Raw genomic sequence first — 18,820 nt, 5'->3', positions numbered from 1 at the left:
TCTAGAAGAACAGCGGGTCCGGACGTCGGTCGCTTCGCGGTCCGGCTCGGGATTCTGGGCCGGGGGCTCGGTGCGGATGGGCTCGGGCGGGCGAACGGCCGGCTGCTGGGGCGCTGGGCGCGGTTCGGACGGGCGCGTGGGCGCGGGGCCGGCGCCCAGAGGGTCGTCTCCCAGCGGCGGCAGATCGCCGTCGCCGAACAGGTCGCCCAGACCGCCCAGCAGATCGCCCGCCGGGTCGCCCCCGGAGGGGCCGGGGGCATCCAGCCCTCGGGCAGGGGCGGGCCGTTGGGGATGTCCTGAACGTTCAGCCGCGGCAGGGCCGCCTGCATGAAGCCGCGCCAGATGGCGGCGGGTGACGAGCCGCCGGTGACGCCGCGCATGGCGGTGTTGTCGTCCTTGCCGACCCAGACCACGGTGACGAAGCCGCCGGTGTAGCCCGCGAACCAGGCGTCCTTGTAGTCCGAGGTGGTGCCGGTCTTCCCCGCCAGATCGCGGCCCGAAATGGCCACCGAGCGCGCCGTGCCCGAGGTGATGACCCCGCGCAGCATCTGGTTCAGGTAGTAGAGCGACGGGTTCTGGATCACCTGATCGGCGCGGCGGTCCTCGGCCTGGCGCTGATAGATCACGCGGCCCTCGGGCGTGCGGATGCGGGTGATGCCGTGGGCCTCGGCGCGGCGGCCGCCATTGGAAAAGGCCGCATAGGCCTGGGCCATCTCAAGCGGGCTGACCTCGACGGCGCCCAGGGCCATGGCGGGCTCCAGGCCGACGCGCGAGGTGATGCCCAGCCGCCGCGCGGCGCGGGCCACGCTGTCGCGGCCGATCTGGTCGGCGATGCCTGCGGCGATGGTGTTGGTGGACTGGGCCACCGCATTGGCCAGGGTCGTCTGGCCGATGTGGTTGCCGGAATAGTTGCGCGGCGACCAGTTGCCGATGGTGATGGGCTGGTCGATCACCGGGGTGTCGGGGGTGTAGCCCGCCTCCAGCGCCGCCAGATAGACGAACGGCTTCCAGGCCGAACCCGCCTGACGACGCGCGTCCACCGCGCGGTTGAACTGGCTGTCGGCGTAGGACGCCCCGCCGATCATGGCCCGCACGCGGCCCTCGCCGTCCACGGCCACCAGGGCGGCCTGTTCGACGCCCCGCGAGGCGTCCCGGTCCAGGATCTGGCGCGTGGACCGCTCGGCGGCGGTCTGCAGGGTCAGATCCAGGGTCGTCTCGACGATCATGTCCTCGGTGGGCTCGCCCACCAGACGGCGGATGTCCTTGTCCAGCCAGTCGACGAAATACTGGGCGTGCTGGGTGGCCAGGGTGCGCGACACGCGCACGGGCTCGAGCACGGCGGCGTTGCGCTGCTCGGCGGTGATGACGCCGGACTCCTCCATCTCGTCCAGCACCACGGTGGCGCGTCCGGCCGCCCGCTCGCTCTCGCCCAGCGGGCTGTAGCGGGACGGCGCCTTGAGCAGGCCCGCCAGCAGGGCCGCCTCGCCCACGGTCAGCTCATCGGCCGACTTGTCGAAATAGCGCTGGGACGCCGCCTCGATACCGTAGGCGCCGGCGCCGAAATAGACCCGGTTCAGATACAGGGCGAGGATCTCGTCCTTGGAGAATTTCATCTCCAGCCACACCGCCAGCATCAGCTCCTGCACCTTGCGGCGGACGTTCTGGTCCGGGGTCAGGAACAGGTTCTTGGCCAGCTGCTGGGTCAGGGTCGAACCGCCCTGGACAACCCGCCCGGCGCGCATGTTGGCCAGGGCCGCGCGCATCATGCCGATGGGGTCGAAGCCGGGGTGGTGATAGAAGCGCCGGTCCTCGATGGCGATGAAGGCGGCGGGCACATAATCGGGCAGGGTGTCCAGCTCCACCGGCGGGGCGTGCTGGCTGCCGCGCACCGCAATCAGGGCGCCGGACCGGTCCAGATAGGTGATGGAGGGCTGGCGCTCCACATCGTAGAGCGCCGAGGTGTCGGGCAGGCCCCGGGCGAACACCAGGAAGAACACCGTGAGGAAGATCAGGCCCCACACGGCCAGCACCGCCGTCCAGTAGATCAGCCGCTGCAGCAGGGTGCGTCCGCCGCCCGCGCCGGCGCCGGACGCGCCGCGTCCCGATGATGGACCCGCCATGGAAATCCTCTAGCCCGTTCGATGTCGCTCATAGCCCGCGAAACGGACCGGCGAAACGCCCCACGTCAAAGACGCGAACCTGCGCGATGTTTCAGCCCAAAGCATGGCGACAGGCTTAACGCCCCGCAAGGTCAGGCCGAACGGGCCTTGATGGGGGCGGATCCGTCGGCGAGGGATTCGTTGAGATAGACCTCGGCCTCCTGGGCCGGCAGGGCGGGGGCATAGCCGAAGCCCTGGCCGTAGTGGCAGTTGGCCGCCAGCAGCAGGCGCGCCAGGTCGGCGTTCTCGACGCCTTCGGCCACAACCTCCAGCGACAGATCGCGGCCCAGATTGACCACCGACTTGACGATCTTGGCCGAGCCCTCGTCCTGACCCATGGTGAGAACGAAATAGCGGTCGATCTTCAGGGTGTCGAAGGGCAGGCGCGCCAGATAGGACAGGGACGAGAACCCGGTGCCGAAATCGTCCAGCGCCAGGCTGGCGCCCGCTTCGCGCAGGGACTTCAGCACCTCGGCGGCCCGCTCGGGGTCGCGCATGATGTCGCTCTCGGTGACTTCCAGCTTCAGGGCGCCCACGGGCAGGCCCGTCTCGGCGCGGATGCGGCGCACGTCCTCCACCAGGCCGTCCCGCTCCAGCTCGTTGGTGGATAGGTTCACGCTGCAGAACAGCTTGCCCGCCGACGGGTGGCGCTTGAGCCATTCCGCCAGCTGTGACGCCGCCTGCCGCATCATCATCAGGCCCAGGTCGTTCATCAGGCCCATCTCGTCGGCCAGGCCCAGGAATTCGTCGGGCGGCACCAGGCCGCGGCGGGGGTGGCGCCAGCGCGCCAGCGCCTCGAACCCGGCCACGGCGCCGGTCTCCAGGTTCACGATGGGCTGATAGAAGGGCTCGATCTCGCCGCGCACGAAGGCGTTCCTGAGATCGCTCTCCAGCGCCAGACGCGACAGGCTGTCGGATTCCAGGGTGCGGCCATAGGCGGCCATGCCCCCGCGCCCCGCGCCCTTGGCGGATTCCACGGCCAGTTCGGCGCGACGCAGCAGCTCGGCCGCGTCGGCGGCGTCCGGACCGCCCTCGGCGCGCACGGCGCCGATGGAGACGGTGGGATAGATGTCGAAGCCGGCGACCCGCAGGGGCTGCTCCAGCGCCTGACGCACGCGGCCGCAGGCGTCGCCCTCCTCGGCGCGGACGAAGATGGCGAACTCGTCCTCGCCGATGCGCGCGGGGGCCGCATCGCCGGAGAAGGCGGCGGCAAGGCGCGAGCCCAGCGCCGACAGGACCATGTCGGCCCGTTCGTGGCCCAGGGCCTCGTTCAGGCGGCGCAGACGGTCCACGTCGGCCACCACCAGATCATAGTCGCCCGGCGCCGTCAGGGCGTCCCTGACCCGCGACAGGAAGGCCCGGCGGTCCAGCAGCCCGGTCAGGGCGTCGGCCGACGAGCCGGTGAATTTGCTTTCAAGCGCCACGACCCCGGCGGCGCGCAGCCCGTCCTCGAGCCAGACGCCGCGCCAGATGCCCAGGTCGCCGCCGCGCATGCGCAGACGGACGGCGATCTCGCCGCCTTCGTCCTGGGGTTTGAGGATGCGTTCGGCCAGGGCGCGGTCCTGGGGCATGGCCAGGGCGGTGAAGGCCGCAGCGGTGCATTCCGGCGCCAGCGGCCCCAGACCCAGGGAGCGGGTCGAACCGGTGAACTGAAGCTGATCAAGCGCCGGCGTCCACACCCACAGCGCCGCATCGGCGGCGGCGAGCGCCTCGATCGCGGTGGTGGGGTCCCACGCCAGGGCTCTGGATCGGCTGTTCAAGGCTTCTCGCCCTCCGGTCAGGACGTCGGGCGTCCGCCTGCATCGGCTTCCTCAGCAAGAAGGCCGAACAGCAGATGGTCTGCCCAACTCCCGTTAATTTTCAAATAAGCCCGCGCCTGACCCTCTTGTCGAAAGCCCGATTTCTCCAGCACCCGGCGCGAGGCGTGGTTGTGCGGCACGCAGGCCGCCTCCAGCCGATGAAGCCTCAGGGCGCCGAAGGCGTGGGTCGTCAGGGCCCGCACCGAGGCCGTGGCCAGCCCCTGGCCCGCGTGGGGCAGGCCGATCCAGTAGCCCACGGTCCCGGTCTCGGCCACGCCGCGTCGGATGTTGGACAGGGTGATCCCCCCCGCCAGCCGGTCCTGATGATCGAAGATGAAGAACGGCCAGGCGTTGCCCAGCTCGCGCTCGCGCTCATAGATCGACAGCCGGCGGCGAAAGGCGGCCCGGGTCAGGTCGTCCTCGGGCCAGGCGGGCTCCCAGGGCTGGAGATGGCCGCGGGACAGGCCCCGCAGGGCCGACCAGGCGGCGTAGTCCGAGGCATGGGGCGAGCGCAGGATCACCCCCTGGCCCCGCAGCACGGGGCCGACCGGTTCCGACATCCAGTCCAGAAGGGCCATGGGGGGCTTATACCGCGTCCGCCGCGCGCCGTCAGGCGTGAAGCGCGTCGGCGAAGACGCGCCCCGCCGCCCCTGCGGCCTTCGGCCCCAGCACGGCGGTGGCGCTTCGGGCGGGGGTCAGCAGACGCGCACCCAGACGGCGCATGTCTTCCGCCGTCACCGCCTCGACGCGGGCGGTCAGGGTTTCGGACGGGATCGGCGCGCCGAACAACAGGGTCTGGGCCGCATTGCGTCCCGCCCGGGACACGAGGCTCTCGTCCGCCATCCACAGGCTGGCGCTCAGGATCGCCTTGGCCCGCGCCAGCTCCTCTTCGGTCGGGCCGTCCCGGGCCAGGGTCCGCAGTTCGGCGGCGGCCACGCGGGCCAGCTCCTCGGACCGGCCCGGGGCGCGCCCGCATAGATGCCCAGCACGCCCGTGTCCTCATAGCCCTCGAACCAGGCGTCCACGGCATAGGCCAGGCCCCGCTCCTCGCGCGCGCTCTGGAACAGGCGCGAGGCCATGCCGCCGCCGAGGATCTCGGCGAACAGCCGCAGCGCGGGGGTGTCGACGTCGTGGGCGGACAGGCCGGGGATCTCGAACACCAGATTGGCCTGTTCGATGCGGCGGGTCAGGGCCGCGTTTCCGCCGACGAAGGCGGCCGGCTCGGGCTCCTGGCCGGGCGCAGACGTCGCCAGGCCGAACCAGGCCTCGGCCAGATCGATCAGCCGCGCCTCGTCCACAGCGCCGGACACCGCCACCACCATGCGCTCGGGCGCATAAAGGGTCGCGCGCCAGGCCTCCATGCCCGCCCGGTCCGCGCGGCCGATGCTGTCGACCGACCCGAGAATGGGCCGTCCCAGCGGCTGACCGGAAAAGGCCTGCTCGCCGGCCATTTCGAACACATGGTCGTCGGGGGTGTCGAAGGCCTCGGCGATCTCCTGGGCCACCACATCCTTCTCGCGGGTGATCTCCGCCTCGCTCAGGGTCGGGCGGAACACCAGATCCGAGACCACCTGCATGGCCAGGGGCAGCGAGCGCTCCATGGCCCGCACCTCGAAGCTGGTGCGCTCCTGGCCGGTGGCGGCGTTGATGGAGCCGCCCTCGGCCTCGATGCGCTGGACGATGTCGCGGGCGCTCATCTCGCCGGCGCCCTTGAACACCAGATGCTCAAGCAGGTGCGACCAGCCCGAGCGGTGCTCGTCCTCCCAGCGCGCGCCGCCGCGCACGGCCACGGTCAGGGCGAAGGTCTTGAGGCCCGGCAGGGGGTCGGCCACGACGCGGACGCCGTTGGAAAGGGTGTGGACGCGGGTCAATCGTGATCCTGGCTCGTTGCGGAGCCCTGTGTCGGAGGCGGGCGCAGCCGCCGTTTCAGCATCAGGCCATAGAAGACCATCAGGCCGCGGCGAGGCCGAACCAGGTGATGGCGTAGCCCAGGTGGTTGTTGGAGAAGGCGGCGGGCGGAACCGCCGGGGTGAGGACGCCCCATTCGGGATTGGTCGAGGTCTCCGCGAACAGGACCCGGGAATCCACCGGGCCTGCGACCTCCAGCGCCTGGGCCATGGCTTCATGGTCGCGGGCGTAGAAGCGGCCGTTCTGGGGCGGCGGGCTCATCCAGTTGGGCTCCGGCGCCGCGCGCACCACGGCGGTGACGCGGACCGACCCGGCGGCCGCCGGATCGACGGGTGGCCGGGCGGAGATCTCGTCGGCCACGAAGCCGCGATCGATCAGGAAGGCCGCCTCGACGCCGGCGGGCCGACAGGGCGAGATCAGGCGGACGCCCGCGTCGCCGTCATGGATGGACTGAAGCTCGACATAGGGCGCGGCGTTGAGGCCCGGGCAATCCAGGATCACCCGCCGGAACTCGCCGCCCGGCTGGGTCAGCACCTCGGACGCCGGGACCGGCGCCATGGCGACGGCGGCCTCGGCCTGATCGATCAGGCCGTGCTTCCAGGCCATCCGCTGGACCTGCCAGACGCCCAGGCCGATCAGCACCGCCAGCAGGGCCGCCGACAGCACGGTCAGAATCCAGGGAAAGCGGCGTTCAGAGCTCGTCATTGCGCACCTCGCGCGCCATGTTTTTCATGTGCAGGGCCGTCATCAGTCCCTTGCCCGGCCGCATCAGGCCCAGCGACAGAGCGGCCACCAGCGGCAGCCACACGATCAGATGCAGCCACATGGGCGGGCTGAAGACGATTTCAACATAGAGGGCGGAAAACCCGACCAGGCGCCGGCGATCTGCATGATGAAGCTGGCCGCCCCGTCGCCGGTGGCCACCGAGGCCAGATCATAGCCGCACGTCTCGCAGACCGGCCGGATCTTCAGAAAGCCCTCGAACAGGGGGCCCTTGCCGCAGTTGGGGCACCGGCAAAGCAAACCCGCCCGGATCGGGTTGATCCGGGCGGGCTCAGAAGGCTGGGGATGATCGACCAAGATCAGCCGAAGACGACGTAGACGAAGGCGAACAGGAACAGCCACACCACGTCCACGAAGTGCCAGTACCAGGCCGCCGCCTCGAAGCCGAAATGCTTCTGGGCCGACATCTGGCCCACCATCAGGCGGATCAGGCAGACGGCCAGGAAGATGGTGCCCACCAGCACGTGGAAGCCGTGGAAACCCGTGGCCATGAAGAAGATCGAGCCGTACAGCGTCGAGTTCAGGGCCTCTTCGTTGAAGAACAGGTTCTCGTGCAGAATGTGATAATATTCATAGGCTTGCACGGCGGTGAACAGGGCGCCCAAGGCGATGGTGAGGCCCAGGCCGATCTTGGCGGCCTTGCGGTCGCCCACCTGCAGGGCGTGGTGCGCCCAGGTCACGGTGGTGCCCGACAGCAGCAGGATCACGGTGTTCAGCAGCGGCAGCTGCCAGGCGTCCAGAACCTCGATGCCGCGCGGGGGCCAGGTGGACCAGGCCGCGGCCGTGTCGGTCCAGTTGCCGAATTCCGGGATCAGCGTCCTGGCCTCGTTGAAGATGGCCATTTCGAAGAACATCCAGAAGAATCCGGCGAAGAACATGATCTCCGAGGCGATGAACAGGACCATGCCGTAGCGCAGGCCCAGCGACACCACGGGGGTGTGATCGCCCGCATGGCTCTCCTTGATCACATCGGCCCACCAGCCGACCATGGAGAACAGCACCCCGGCCAGACCCGCGAAGAACACCCAGCTGGTGCCCGCGGGCAGGCCGAACAGGCCCTTCATCCACATGACCGCGCCGATCATCATGATTGTGGCGGCGACCGAGGCCACCAGCGGCCACGGGCTGGGCGGAAGGATGTGATAGTCGTGGTGGACGGCGTGGTCGGCCATGGATGCGTCTCTTGAATGCGTCAGCGCGTGGTCGTTGAAGGGGCTATAGCCTCGCTACCCCTGTCCGCCAATAGCTGCGCGCTGTTCGAAGCGGTCGGTGGGATAGAAGGTGTAGGACAGGGTGATGTCGTGCACGCCCCGGCCCTCGGGATCGGTGGCCATTTCGGGGGCGATGAAATACTGGATCGGGAACTCGACGGTCTCGCCGGGCTGGACCGTCTGGGCCTCGAAGCAGAAGCACTGCAGCTTCTGGAAATAGGGGCCGGCGCGCTCGGGAACCACATTGTAGGCGGCGGTGCCGCTGATCGGCCGGTCCGAGGTGTTGGTGACGCGGAAATAGGCGATGCCCGTATCGCCGATGCGCACCGTCTGGCGGGTCTCCTCGGCCTCGAAGTCCCAGGGCAGGCCCCGCACATTGGTGTCGAAGCGGACCCGGACGGTCTCGTCCAGAACCGTGTCCGGCGCGGCGTCGGCGCGCATCACCGTGCCGTTGAAACCGGTGACCTGGCAGAACAGCTGATACAGCGGCACGGCGGCGAAGGCGGCGCCGGTCATCAGCGACAGGGCGCCGACGCAGATCAGGGCGACTTTCGTGTTCCGGTTCATGGCCATGCCGGTCAGCCCCCCACGTTGGCCTGAAGCCGAAGCAGGGTGGTGACGAACACCAGCACCATGAAGGCCACCAGCCCGAGGGCGATGGCGATGTTGCGGCGTTTTCTGGCCTTCAGTTCTTCGGGCGTCAGGCGCATGAGGGGCAGGCTCCGATGACGGGCGCGTTCTCGACCAGCAGGACGGCGAACAGGGCCATCAGATACAGGATCGAGTAGGCGAACAGGTTCCGTGCTGGTTTGGCCTCGGCGCGCACATCATACAATGCGGCCTCTCGCCCCACCGCCTCGGCCTTGTCGGGCTGATCGCCCGCGCGCGAGCGCCACAGACGCACCGCCAGGGCGATGAAGAACAGGCCGCCGAGGGTCGAGACGACCAGATAGGCCGTTCCCGCCATGCCCAGCAGCGCCGGCGCGATGGCCACGGGCACGAAGATCAGGCTGTAGATCAGGATCTGCAGGCGGGTGGACTTCGCGCCCCTGGCCACCGGCATCATGGGAATGCCCGCCCGGGCGTAGTCCCCGGCCGAATACAGCGCCAGGGCCCAGCTGTGCGGCGGGGTCCACAGGAAAATGATCAGGAACAGCAGCCACGCCTGCCACGGGGCGTCGCCGGTCACCGCCGCCCAGCCGATCACCGGGGGAAGGGCGCCCGCCGCGCCGCCGATGACGATGTTCTGGGGCGTCCGCCGCTTCAGCAGCAGGGTGTAGAAGCCCGCGTAATAGACGATGGTCAGGGCCAGCAGGCCGGCGGCGAACCAGTTCACCGCCATGCCCAGCAGCATGACCGAGAACAGCGACAGCACCACGCCATAGGTCATGGCGTCATTGGCGCTGACCCGGCCCGCCGCCACGGGGCGGCCGCGCGTGCGCCGCATCAGGCGTCGGTCTCGCCCTCCAGCGCCATGTTCAGGGCCCCCGCCGCGCCGGCGCCCACGGCGATGCACAGCACGGCGATGGCGGCCAGGAAGGGGTTGATGTCGCCCGGCGCCGCCACCAGGCCGGTGATGGCCGTGAACACCACCAGCGACATGACGCGCGGCTTCAGCAGCTGGAAGTAGTCTTCCGGCTGGGCGACGGTCGGGGACGGCGCGGCCTTGATCTCTGAATGGTCGGTCATGATGCGAAAAGGGGGCCGCGTGATCGGCGGCCCCCCATCCTAGTCTGTTTGAGGTCCGGTGTGGACCGGATCAGTGATGGTCGTCTTCCTTCACCACCGGCAGCTCGTTGAACTGGTGGTGCGGCGGGGGCGAGGACAGGGTCCACTCCAGCGTCGTGGCGCCTTCGCCCCAGGGGTTGGCCTCGGCCTTGCGGCGACGCACGGCGGCCTCGATCAGGACGATGAAGAACACGACCACGCCCACCAGGGTGATGAGATAGCCCACCGTGGAGACCTGGTTCCACAGGGTGTAGGCGTCCGGATAGTCGATGTAGCGACGCGGCATGCCCTGCAGGCCCAGGAAGTGCTGGGGGAAGAAGATCACGTTCACGCCGACGAACATGATCCAGAAGTGGGTCGCGCCCAGGAACTCGTTGTACTTCACGCCCCACATCTTCTCGAACCAGTAGTAGAAGCCCGCGAAGATGGCGAACACGGCGCCCAGCGACAGCACATAGTGGAAGTGCGCCACCACATAGTAGGTGTCGTGCAGGCTGTAATCGATGCCCGCGTTGGACAGGACCACGCCGGTCACGCCGCCGACGGTGAACAGGAAGATGAAGCCGATGGCCCACAGCATGGGCGTCTTGAAGTCGATGGAGCCGCCCCACATGGTGGCGATCCAGCTGAAGATCTTGATGCCCGTGGGCACCGCGATGATCATGGTCGCGGCCACGAAATAGGCGCGCAGATTGATCGGCATGCCCACGGTGTACATGTGGTGGGCCCACACCACGAAGCCGATGAAGCCGATGGCCACCATGGCGTAGGCCATGGCCAGATAGCCGAAGATGGGCTTCTTCGAGAAGGTCGAGACGATGTGGCTGATGATGCCGAAGCCCGGCAGGATCAGGATGTACACCTCGGGGTGACCGAAGAACCAGAACAGGTGCTGGAACATCACCGGGTCGCCGCCGCCCGCCGGATCGAAGAAGGCGGTGCCGAAGTTGCGGTCGGTCAGCAGCATGGTGATGGCCGCGGCCAGGACCGGCAGCGACAGCAGCAGCAGGAAGGCGGTCACCAGCACCGACCAGGCGAACAGCGGCATGCGGTGCAGGGTCATGCCCGGCGCGCGCATGTTGAAGATGGTGGTGATGAAGTTGATGGCGCCGAGGATCGAGGAGGCGCCGGCCACGTGCAGCGAGAAGATGGCCAGATCCATGGATGGACCCGTGTGGCCCATGGTCGACAGGGGCGGATAGATGGTCCAGCCGCCGCCGAAGCCCTTGCCCGGTCCGCCGTCCACGAACATGGAGATGCACAGCAGCACCCAGGCCGCCACCAGCAGCCAGAACGAGACGTTGTTCATGCGCGGGAACGCCATGTCCGGCGCACCGATCATGATAGGCACGAACCAGTTGCCGAAGCCGCCGATCATGGCCGGCATGACCATGAAGAAGATCATGATCAGGGCGTGGGCGGTGACGGTGACGTTGTAGCCGTGCTTGGAGGCTTCGATGATGCCCAGCTGGTGCACCAGGGTGCCTTCGGTGAACACCTGGATGCCCGGCTCGGCCAGCTCCCAGCGGATCAGGCCGGACAGGGCGCCGCCCACCACGCCCGCCATGATGGCGAACAGGATGTAGAGCGTGCCGATGTCCTTGTGATTGGTGGACAGGAACCAGCGGGCGAAGAAGCCCGGCTTGTGGTCATGATCGTCGTGATGAGCGGTTGCGGTGGCCATGAGTGTCGGGCTCGCGTTCTCTTACTGGACCGCTTCGGCCGCGTCGGCGGCCGGAGCGTCTTCGGTTTCAGTGACTTCGGCTTCGGCGGTCGAGGCCTCGGTCGCGGCGTCTTCAGCGGACTCGGCGCCCGGCATGGCCCCGCCGCGCTCTGCGATCCACGCCTCGAACTCGGCCTGGGTCACCACATTGATCTGCAGGGGCATGAAGGCGTGATCGACGCCGCACAGCTCCGAGCACTGGCCGTAGAAGACGCCGGTGCGGTCTGCGCGGAACCAGGTCTCGTTGACCCGGCCGGGGATGGCGTCGGTCTTCAGGCCGAAGGCGGGCAGGGCGACCGAGTGGATCACGTCCGAGGCCGTCACCAGCAGTTGAACGGTCTGGCCCACCGGCACGACCATGGGCTCGTCAGCGGCGAGCAGATACGGCAGGCCCTGACCCCGGGCTTCGTCTTCCGGCATCATGTTCGAGACGTACTCGCCGACGCCGTGGTCGGGGTATTCATAGGTCCAGTTCCACTGGTTGCCCGTCACCTTAACGGTCACGTCCGGCTCGGGCATGTCATGGTAGTTGAACAGCAGGCGGAACGAGAACAGGGCGATCACCATCAGGATCAGCACCGGCACCACGGTCCAGATGATCTCGATGGTGGTGTTGTGGCTCCACTTGGCCGGCACCGGATTGCGGCGCTTGTTGTAGCGGAACACGATCCACAGCAGCAGGCCCAGCACCAGCAGGCAGATGGCCGTGATGATCGGCATCAGGATGGCGTCGTGGAACATCGTGGCTTCGACCTTCAGCGGCGACGCCGACTGTTGAAGCCCGAGACCTCCCGGCGTCGGCTGTCCCACCAGCTCCTGCGCCCAGCCCGGCGCGGCGGCGAACAGCGCCGTGGAGGCGAGAACCGTAGAGGCGATCATCGCCCTGGCCCGCTTGCCCATCCCCATTCCAGAAATCCTCATAATCCGTTCTGCAGCAACCTGTTGCGAGCCGTTCGCAAACAGAAGTCGCGGGCCCGAGGGCGTCGCGGTGTTCAGGCCGGTCCATATCGGCTCCCCTCGCGCTTGCCAAGCATGTGGAGCGCAACACAGGGTCGCAGGGCCTCGGCGCCGGACGATTAAATCGCTGTCATGTTACGACAGCTACCTTGTGATGACAGATACCTTGCGATAGACAATCTCTGTCACACGGAGGGCCCACGGTGCCTGAAGCCATCGAAATACAGTTGAAGAAGGGGGTGCTGGCGCTGTGCGTGCTCGCCCTCCTGGAGCGGGGAGACTCCTACGCCTACGAGATCGCCAGCCACATGGCCGAGGCGGTCGATATGGGCGAGGGCACGGTCTATCCCCTGATGCGCCGGATGCAGTCCGACGGGCTGGTGGAGACCTACATGGTCGAATCCGCCTCCGGCCCCTCGCGCAAATACTATCGCCTCACCGACGCCGGGCGCGCCAGCCTGGCCTCGCAGAAGACCGAATGGGACGCCTTCGTGCGGGCCGTGAACGGCATTCTGGAGCGTGAGGCCCCACCTCAAGCCGAAACGGGAGAGACGGCATGACGCGCGTCGAATTCATGGGCCGCCTGCGCCGCGGGCTGGCCGGGTTGCCGCCGGCGGCGCAGGAGGAGATCCTGGCCGACTACGACACCCACTTCGCCGACGGCGCCGCGGAGGGCCGCAGCGAGGCCGAAGTGGCCGCCGCCCTGGGCGATCCGGGACGGCTGGCCCGCGAACTGAGGCTCGAGGCCGGTCTCAAGCGGTGGGAGGAGGCGCGCAATCCGTCCTCCGCCGCCGGCGCGGTCATGGCCCTGGTGGGCCTGGGCGCCATCGACATCCTGATCCTTCTGCCGTTGCTGACCGGCGTGGTCAGCGCCATCGCGGGTCTTTATGTCGCGGTCATCGCCGTCTTCATTTCGGGCGGCGGGATACTGGTGGCCGGACCGTTCTTCGACCCGCCGGGCGGGCCCCTGTTCCCGGTCCTGCTGGGCCTCGGCCTGATGGGCGCCTCGGTGACCGGCGCAGCCCTTCTGACCATCATCACCATCTGGCTGGTCAACGGCCTGGTCTGGTTCGGGCGTCTTCACTACCGCCTGATCAAGCCCGCCATCCAGCCTGAACCCGACTACAGCGAAAGGGGGCTGTCATGATCCGCTCACTGTTCATCATCGCCGCGGCCAGCCTGGTGCTGACCATCGTCTGCCTGGCCGGCGCCGCCGCGATCGGCGGGCGGGAGATCAGCCGCGACGGCTGGAATATCACCGGCGACGGCTGGACCATCGTCCAGAGCGATTTCGAATGGGAATCGACCGACGAGAACATCGTCACCCGCGAGATCGCCTGGGAGGGCGGCGAGGCCCTGACCTTCGACCTGTCGGCCCGGGTGATCTACGCCCAGGGGGACGAACCCTCGATCACGGTGGCCGGCCCCGCCGAGGTCGTGGACCGCGTCACCTTCGCCGACGGCCGCTTCGACATGGAGGAAGGAACCCGCACAGGCCGCCATTCCCGGCCGCGCATCACCATCGTCGCCCCGGCGGTGACCCGCTTCACCCTGAACGGGTCCCAGGATCTGGAGATCCGCGACTATGACCAGCCGACGCTCGCCCTGGCCGTGTCGGGCAGCGGCGACATCGAAGGCTATGGCCGCACCGACGCCCTGACCGTCACCATCGACGGATCGGGCGACGTGGACCTCGAGGGCCTGCCGTCCACCGACGCGGTCATCGAGATCAACGGCTCCGGGGACGTGGAGGCCGCGCCGTCCGGCCAGGCCGATGTGACCATCCGCGGCTCGGGCGACGTGGAGCTGACCACCCGCCCCGCCCGGCTGAACAGCCAGGTCATGGGGTCTGGCCGGGTCCGCCAGGCGGACTGACGGTTCCAAGGGGCGGTCCGAAGCCCTATCTAGGGCGCAAGATGCTCTCGAAGGACCGCCCATGACCGTCGCCCCCGCCATTCCGTCCCTGCTCGACCAGTCCGGCGTTGGCGCCGAGCGCGCGCGGACCATCCTGGGCGAGGCCCTGAGCGGGGCCGACGACGGCGAGCTGTTCCTGGAGCGGACTGAAAGCGAAAGCCTGGTGTTCGACGACGGGCGGCTCAAGGGCGCGTCCTACGATGCGGGCGAGGGGTTCGGCCTGCGCGTCGTGGCGGGCGAGACCGCCGGCTACAGCCACGCCAATGAAATCTCCGACGCGGCCCTGCGGCGCGCGGCCGACAGCGCCGCCCTGGCCAAGCGCGGCCATGCGGGCGTGACGGCCGAGGCGCCCCGCGCCACCAATCAGAAGCTCTATGGCGAGGATGATCCCCTCGCCTCGCCCGCCTTCGCCGAAAAGATCGCCCTGCTGCAGGAGATCGACGCCTACGCCCGCGCCGCCGACCCGCGTGTGGTGCAGGTCTCGGCCTCCCTGTCCGGCGAGCGCCGCGACATCGAGATCCTGCGGGCCGACGGCCGTCTGCTGCGCGACGTGCGGCCCCTGGTGCGCCTGAACGTCTCCGTCACCGTCGAGCGGGACGGCAGGCGCGAGTCGGCGGGCGCGGGCGCGGGCGGCCGCACCGGTTTCGAGACCTGGATCACGCCCGACCGCTGGCGCGCCCAGACCGACGAGGCCCTGCGCCAGGCCCTGGTCAATCTGGACGCGGTGGATTGCCCGGCCGGCGAGATGGACGTGGTGCTCGGCCCCGGCTGGCCCGGCGTCCTGCTGCACGAGGCGGTGGGCCACGGCTTCGAGGGCGATTTCCACCGCAAGGGATCCTCGGTCTTCAACGGCATGATGGGCCGGCGCGTGGCGGCGCCCGGGGTGACCGTGGTGGACGACGGCGCCATCGCCGGACGGCGCGGCTCCCTCAGCATCGACGATGAAGGCACGCCCACGGGGCGCACGGTCCTGATCGAGGACGGCATCATGGTCGGGCTGATGCAGGACCGGCTGTCGGCGCGCCAGCTGGGCATGGCGGCCACCGGCAACGGGCGGCGCCAGTCCTACGCCCACACCCCCATGCCGCGCATGACCAACACCTTCATGGAGGGGGGCTCCCACACCCTGGCGGAGATGATCGCCTCAACGAAACGCGGTCTCTACGCCGTGAACTTCGGCGGCGGCCAGGTGGACATCACCAACGGCAAGTTCGTGTTCCAGTGCACCGAGGCCTATCTGATCGAGGACGGCAAGGTCACCGCCCCCGTGCGCGGCGCCACCCTGATCGGCGACGGCGCCACGGTGATGCAGAACATCACCATGATCGGAAACGACTTCGCCTTCGATCCGGGCGTCGGCACCTGCGGCAAGGCCGGTCAGGGCGTGCCCGTGGGCATCGGCCAGCCCAGCCTGAAGATCAGCGGCCTGACGGTCGGCGGCACGGCGGTCTGATCACTCCGCCCGCCACCGCGGCCCGACGATGTCGAAGCCCCGGGCCTCCAGCATGTCCAGAACGCCGCCCGGTTCGGCCAGCAGACGCAATTGGGCGACCGCCAGGGTGACCCCCGGCTCGTCCAGCGCGGCCTCGATGGCCTCGGCCCACTGGGCCCGCAGCAACGGGGCGACGTCCGGGTCGCCGGAGGGCCAGCACAGGTTGAGCGCCTCATCCAGGGGCTCGGCCAGCACGTCGGGAACCCGCCGTCCCCGCCAGGCCTCGATCCGGCGCGCCGCGCCCTCCGGCCCGGCCTCCGCCGCCGAGACGGCCGCCTCGATGCAGGCCAGATAGGTCTCGGGCGGCTGGGTGATCAGATTCTCCACCAGGGCGTCGCCGCGCAGGACCCCCACCCGCCGCACCGGCACGTCCGCCTGGCGCGCTGCGTCCTCGATGACCTCGACCGCGCCGCGCGTGCGGCGGCGCTGATGCCCGGTCTTGTCGGTGATCAGGTTCAGGCCGAGCATCACCAGGCTTTCTCTCCGCCACCGGTCGCTGTCGCCCTCCATCACCACCTCCAGACGCTCCTGGACCTCGGGCGGGAGATAGTCCGCCGTGGTGGTTCCGTCCGGCAGGCGCGTAATGGTCCGCGACCGCCAGATCAGCCGCATCACGTCGGCCGGAGACGCCTGTCCGATCTGTGGGAACAGGATGCGGTCCGAACGCCGTGTGGCGGCCTCCAGGGCCTCGGGCCGCCAGGGCAGGTCGCGCGGCACGCCGCTGATCGCGCCGACCAGGATCAGGGAGCCGTCGCCGACCGTGATCTCCCAGATGGGTGCATCGGCGCGCCGGGCGGTGATCACGATCTCCTCGACCACCGACGCTTCGCCGGCCTGGGCCGCAGCCTTTGACGGGACGATCGAAATCGCCAGCATCAACACAAGAAACGCTCGGATCATCTTGTCGAACCCTTAGCCGGCTGATTACGTCGCTGTAATCATGTGTCCGTAATTTAATCTACATTTCAACGATGTAACTGGTCCATTCAGGTGTGGGTCAGGCACACCTCCTCCCGAGAGTTTCGGGAGGATATCATGCGTTCCACGCTTCTGGCGGCCACTTCCGCCTTCGCCTTCGCCCTGGCCCTGACGGCCGTGTCGCCCGCCCTTGCCCAGGAGGCCGAGGCGGCCCCGGCGCCCCAGGCGGGGAACGGTCGACAGGTGCTGACCTTCACGCCCGACTTCTTCGCCGACCAGAACCCCAACACCGCCCTGGACATGGTCAACCGCGTTCCGGGCTTCAGCCTGGATGACGGCGACGGCAGCCGCGGCTTCGAGGGCGCGGTGGGCAATGTGCTCATCAACGGCTCGCGGCCCGCCTCCAAGAACGACCTGGGCTCGTCCGTCCTGTCGCGCACCCTGGCCACGCAGGTGGTGCGCATCGAGCTGATCCGGGGCGGCGCGCCGGGCATCGACATGCAGGGCTATCCGGTGGTGGTGAACGTCATCACCTCACGCGAAAGCAGCCGCGAACACATCCTGAGCGCCAACGCCACCCTGTTCGACGGCGGCCAGAACGTCTTCGGCGGCAGCTACCAGTTCACGGCGCGCGAAGGCGAAAGGACCTGGGGCGTGACCCTTTCAGACGGCATCGGCATGAGCGATTCCAACGGGATCGGCCCGTCCGTGAGCCGCGCGCCTGACGGGACCGTGCTGAGGGCCGAGGATTTCTACAATGACGGCTATGGCGGCGGCACCTCCATCCGCGGCAACTACGCGACGCCGATGCTGGGCGGAAAGATCGATCTGACCGCCCGCTACGGGGTCAATGACTGGCATTCCATCACCCTGCTCACCGCGCCCGGGTCGCGCCGTGAAAGCCGCTATGACAATGACGGCTCATCGGGCGAGTTCGGGGTGGTCTACACCCGCCCCCTCGGCGAGGGCCTGAGCGTCGAAAGCCGCTTCATCCACGAGTTTTCCGACTTCGACAGCGTCTCGACCTACAACGCCGACACGGGCTCCGGCCCCGCGCCCGAACAGAGGTTCGAGTCCGTGGGCGACGCCTCGGAGACCATCCTGCGCAGTCTGCTTCGCTGGGAGCGCAGCGAGACCCTGACCTTCGAGGGCGGCGGCGAGGTCGCCTACAATCGCCTCGACACCACCCAGGCGTTCTCCGTCGGCGGCGCGCCCGTGCCCCTGCCCTCGGCCTCGGTGACGGTGGAGGAGACGCGCGGCGAGCTGTTCGGCAAGACCACCTGGCGCATGACGCCCGACCTGTCGCTGGAAGGCGGCCTGCGGCTGGAGGCCTCCACCATCAGCCAGTCCGGCGATGCGCAGCACGAGGAATCCTTCTACTTCGCCAAGCCGCGCCTGCAGCTGACCTGGACCCCCATGGCCGACAATCAGCTGCGCCTGCGTTTCGAGCGGGAGGTGGGCCAGCTGGATTTCGGCGATTTCGCCGCCAGCGCCGAGCTCAGCGACCAGAACGTGCTGGGCGGCAACGTCGACCTGGAGCCGGAGGACCGCTGGATCAGCGAGATCACCTATGAGCGCCGCTTCTGGGGCGACGGCGTGGTCAGCATCGGCTATCGCCACGACGAGATCGCCAACGTCATCGACCGCATCCCGCTGGATGGCGGTCTGTCGGCGGTGGGCAACATCGGCGACGCCACCCTGGACCAGCTGTCGGTCAACCTGACCATCCCCACCGACCGGCTGGGCGTCGCCGGCGGCCAGTTCAGCTTCCGCAATGACTGGAACTCGACCGAGGTCACCGATCCCACCACCGGCGAAACCCGTCCCATCTCGGGGGTGCGCGCCCGCCAGGCGGTGGTGTCCTTCGAGCAGGACATCCCCTCATGGCGGCTGAACTGGAGCGTGGCGTGGATCCCGCGCCTGGGCCAGTCCACCTTTGATCCGGACCAGACCTTCGCCTGGCGCGGCGAGGACTATTTCGAACTGGCGGCCGAGTACAAGCCGACCGCCACCCTGTCGATCCGGGCCCAGGTGAACATCTGGAACGACTTCCTGGTGGAGCGCACGGTCTACGCCGACCGCGCCCCGCCCCGGCCGATCGACTTCGTCGAGACCCGCGACATCGACCCGCGCACCTTCATGTCGATCCGGCTGAGGAAGACCTTCTGAGCCGAGCGAACCTCTGGCGGGCGCGTCCGTCCCTGCCGCCCGCAAGAGAAAAGGCCCCG

General features: G+C 68.8%; 16 protein-coding genes and 3 pseudogenes. 5 read left to right on the top strand and 14 right to left on the bottom strand.

Annotated features, from left to right (window positions below; all coding sequences use genetic code 11):
- Position 1: 1 nt before the first annotated feature.
- From MBEBAB_RS05595 to coxB, 13 genes and pseudogenes are all read right to left on the bottom strand, one after another.
- Positions 2-2,120, bottom strand: a pseudogene (locus MBEBAB_RS05595) (transglycosylase domain-containing protein).
- A 131-nt stretch (positions 2,121-2,251) separates the two neighbouring features.
- Positions 2,252-3,919 carry a putative bifunctional diguanylate cyclase/phosphodiesterase gene (locus MBEBAB_RS05590; RefSeq protein WP_021696969.1) on the bottom strand — a complete coding sequence of 556 codons (1,668 nt, stop codon included), beginning with the start codon at positions 3,917-3,919 and terminating at the stop codon, positions 2,252-2,254.
- Positions 3,920-3,936: 17 nt separating this feature from the next.
- Positions 3,937-4,536: a GNAT family N-acetyltransferase gene (locus tag MBEBAB_RS05585; protein WP_021696968.1), complete on the bottom strand. Its 600-nt coding sequence runs from the start codon at positions 4,534-4,536 to the stop codon at positions 3,937-3,939.
- Between the two features lie 31 nt (positions 4,537-4,567).
- A complete protein-coding gene (locus MBEBAB_RS18290) occupies positions 4,568-4,894 on the bottom strand; it encodes a peptidase M16 family protein (protein ID WP_306301994.1) in 327 nt (108 codons plus the stop codon).
- Entirely contained in the window at positions 4,816-5,829 is a 1,014-nt protein-coding gene (locus MBEBAB_RS05580) for a M16 family metallopeptidase (RefSeq protein ID WP_306301993.1), read from the bottom strand. Before MBEBAB_RS05580 ends, MBEBAB_RS18290 begins: the two co-directional genes overlap by 79 nt.
- A gap of 79 nt (positions 5,830-5,908) precedes the next feature.
- Entirely contained in the window at positions 5,909-6,571 is a 663-nt protein-coding gene (locus MBEBAB_RS05575) for an SURF1 family protein (RefSeq protein WP_081703433.1), read from the bottom strand.
- Positions 6,558-6,790 (bottom strand): annotated as a pseudogene (locus MBEBAB_RS18285) (DUF983 domain-containing protein). Before MBEBAB_RS18285 ends, MBEBAB_RS05575 begins: the two are co-directional and overlap by 14 nt.
- Before the next feature lie 158 nt (positions 6,791-6,948).
- Positions 6,949-7,821: a cytochrome c oxidase subunit 3 gene (locus MBEBAB_RS05565; protein ID WP_021696963.1), complete on the bottom strand. Its 873-nt coding sequence runs from the start codon at positions 7,819-7,821 to the stop codon at positions 6,949-6,951.
- A gap of 54 nt (positions 7,822-7,875) precedes the next feature.
- Entirely contained in the window at positions 7,876-8,427 is a 552-nt protein-coding gene (locus MBEBAB_RS05560; protein ID WP_045318923.1) for a cytochrome c oxidase assembly protein, read from the bottom strand.
- An 11-nt stretch (positions 8,428-8,438) separates the two neighbouring features.
- Positions 8,439-8,570 carry a cytochrome c oxidase system small membrane protein gene (locus tag MBEBAB_RS17335; RefSeq protein ID WP_021696961.1) on the bottom strand — a complete coding sequence of 44 codons (132 nt, stop codon included), beginning with the start codon at positions 8,568-8,570 and terminating at the stop codon, positions 8,439-8,441.
- Positions 8,561-9,549: pseudogene (locus MBEBAB_RS05555) on the bottom strand (heme o synthase). The gene MBEBAB_RS17335 and the pseudogene MBEBAB_RS05555 overlap by 10 nt, the downstream one beginning before the upstream one ends.
- 70 nt (positions 9,550-9,619) lie before the next feature.
- Positions 9,620-11,272 carry a cytochrome c oxidase subunit I gene (ctaD, locus tag MBEBAB_RS05550; RefSeq protein ID WP_021696959.1) on the bottom strand — a complete coding sequence of 551 codons (1,653 nt, stop codon included), beginning with the start codon at positions 11,270-11,272 and terminating at the stop codon, positions 9,620-9,622.
- Between the two features lie 21 nt (positions 11,273-11,293).
- Positions 11,294-12,217 carry a cytochrome c oxidase subunit II gene (gene coxB, locus MBEBAB_RS05545; protein WP_021696958.1) on the bottom strand — a complete coding sequence of 308 codons (924 nt, stop codon included), beginning with the start codon at positions 12,215-12,217 and terminating at the stop codon, positions 11,294-11,296.
- Positions 12,218-12,471: 254 nt separating this feature from the next.
- Here coxB and MBEBAB_RS05540 point away from each other — a divergent pair, with 254 nt between their 5' ends.
- From MBEBAB_RS05540 to tldD, 4 genes are all read left to right on the top strand, one after another.
- Positions 12,472-12,828, top strand: a complete 357-nt coding sequence (locus MBEBAB_RS05540) for a PadR family transcriptional regulator (protein WP_021696956.1) — start codon at positions 12,472-12,474, stop codon at positions 12,826-12,828.
- Complete coding sequence (locus MBEBAB_RS05535; protein ID WP_021696955.1) at positions 12,825-13,415, top strand: DUF1700 domain-containing protein; 591 nt, start codon at positions 12,825-12,827, stop codon at positions 13,413-13,415. Before MBEBAB_RS05540 ends, MBEBAB_RS05535 begins: the two co-directional genes overlap by 4 nt.
- Positions 13,412-14,143 (top strand): GIN domain-containing protein, encoded by a 732-nt coding sequence (locus MBEBAB_RS05530; protein WP_021696954.1) that lies wholly within the window; start codon positions 13,412-13,414, stop codon positions 14,141-14,143. Before MBEBAB_RS05535 ends, MBEBAB_RS05530 begins: the two co-directional genes overlap by 4 nt.
- A 61-nt stretch (positions 14,144-14,204) precedes the next feature.
- Entirely contained in the window at positions 14,205-15,635 is a 1,431-nt protein-coding gene (gene tldD / locus MBEBAB_RS05525; RefSeq protein ID WP_021696953.1) for a metalloprotease TldD, read from the top strand.
- On the opposite strand, the gene MBEBAB_RS05520 is transcribed toward tldD, so the two are convergent.
- Positions 15,636-16,550, bottom strand: a complete 915-nt coding sequence (locus tag MBEBAB_RS05520) for a TraB/GumN family protein (protein ID WP_242397096.1) — start codon at positions 16,548-16,550, stop codon at positions 15,636-15,638.
- Positions 16,551-16,709: 159 nt separating this feature from the next.
- On the opposite strand from MBEBAB_RS05520, the gene MBEBAB_RS05515 reads away from it, so the two are divergent.
- Positions 16,710-18,761 (top strand): TonB-dependent receptor plug domain-containing protein, encoded by a 2,052-nt coding sequence (locus MBEBAB_RS05515; RefSeq protein ID WP_021696951.1) that lies wholly within the window; start codon positions 16,710-16,712, stop codon positions 18,759-18,761.
- Positions 18,762-18,820: the final 59 nt, after the last annotated feature.

It is taken from the genome of Brevundimonas abyssalis TAR-001 (genome assembly GCF_000466985.1).
GTDB classification, from domain to species: Bacteria; Pseudomonadota; Alphaproteobacteria; order Caulobacterales; family Caulobacteraceae; genus Brevundimonas; species Brevundimonas abyssalis.
Note: the sequence above shows the minus strand (reverse complement) of the source record. Positions and strands in the feature narration are given on the sequence as shown.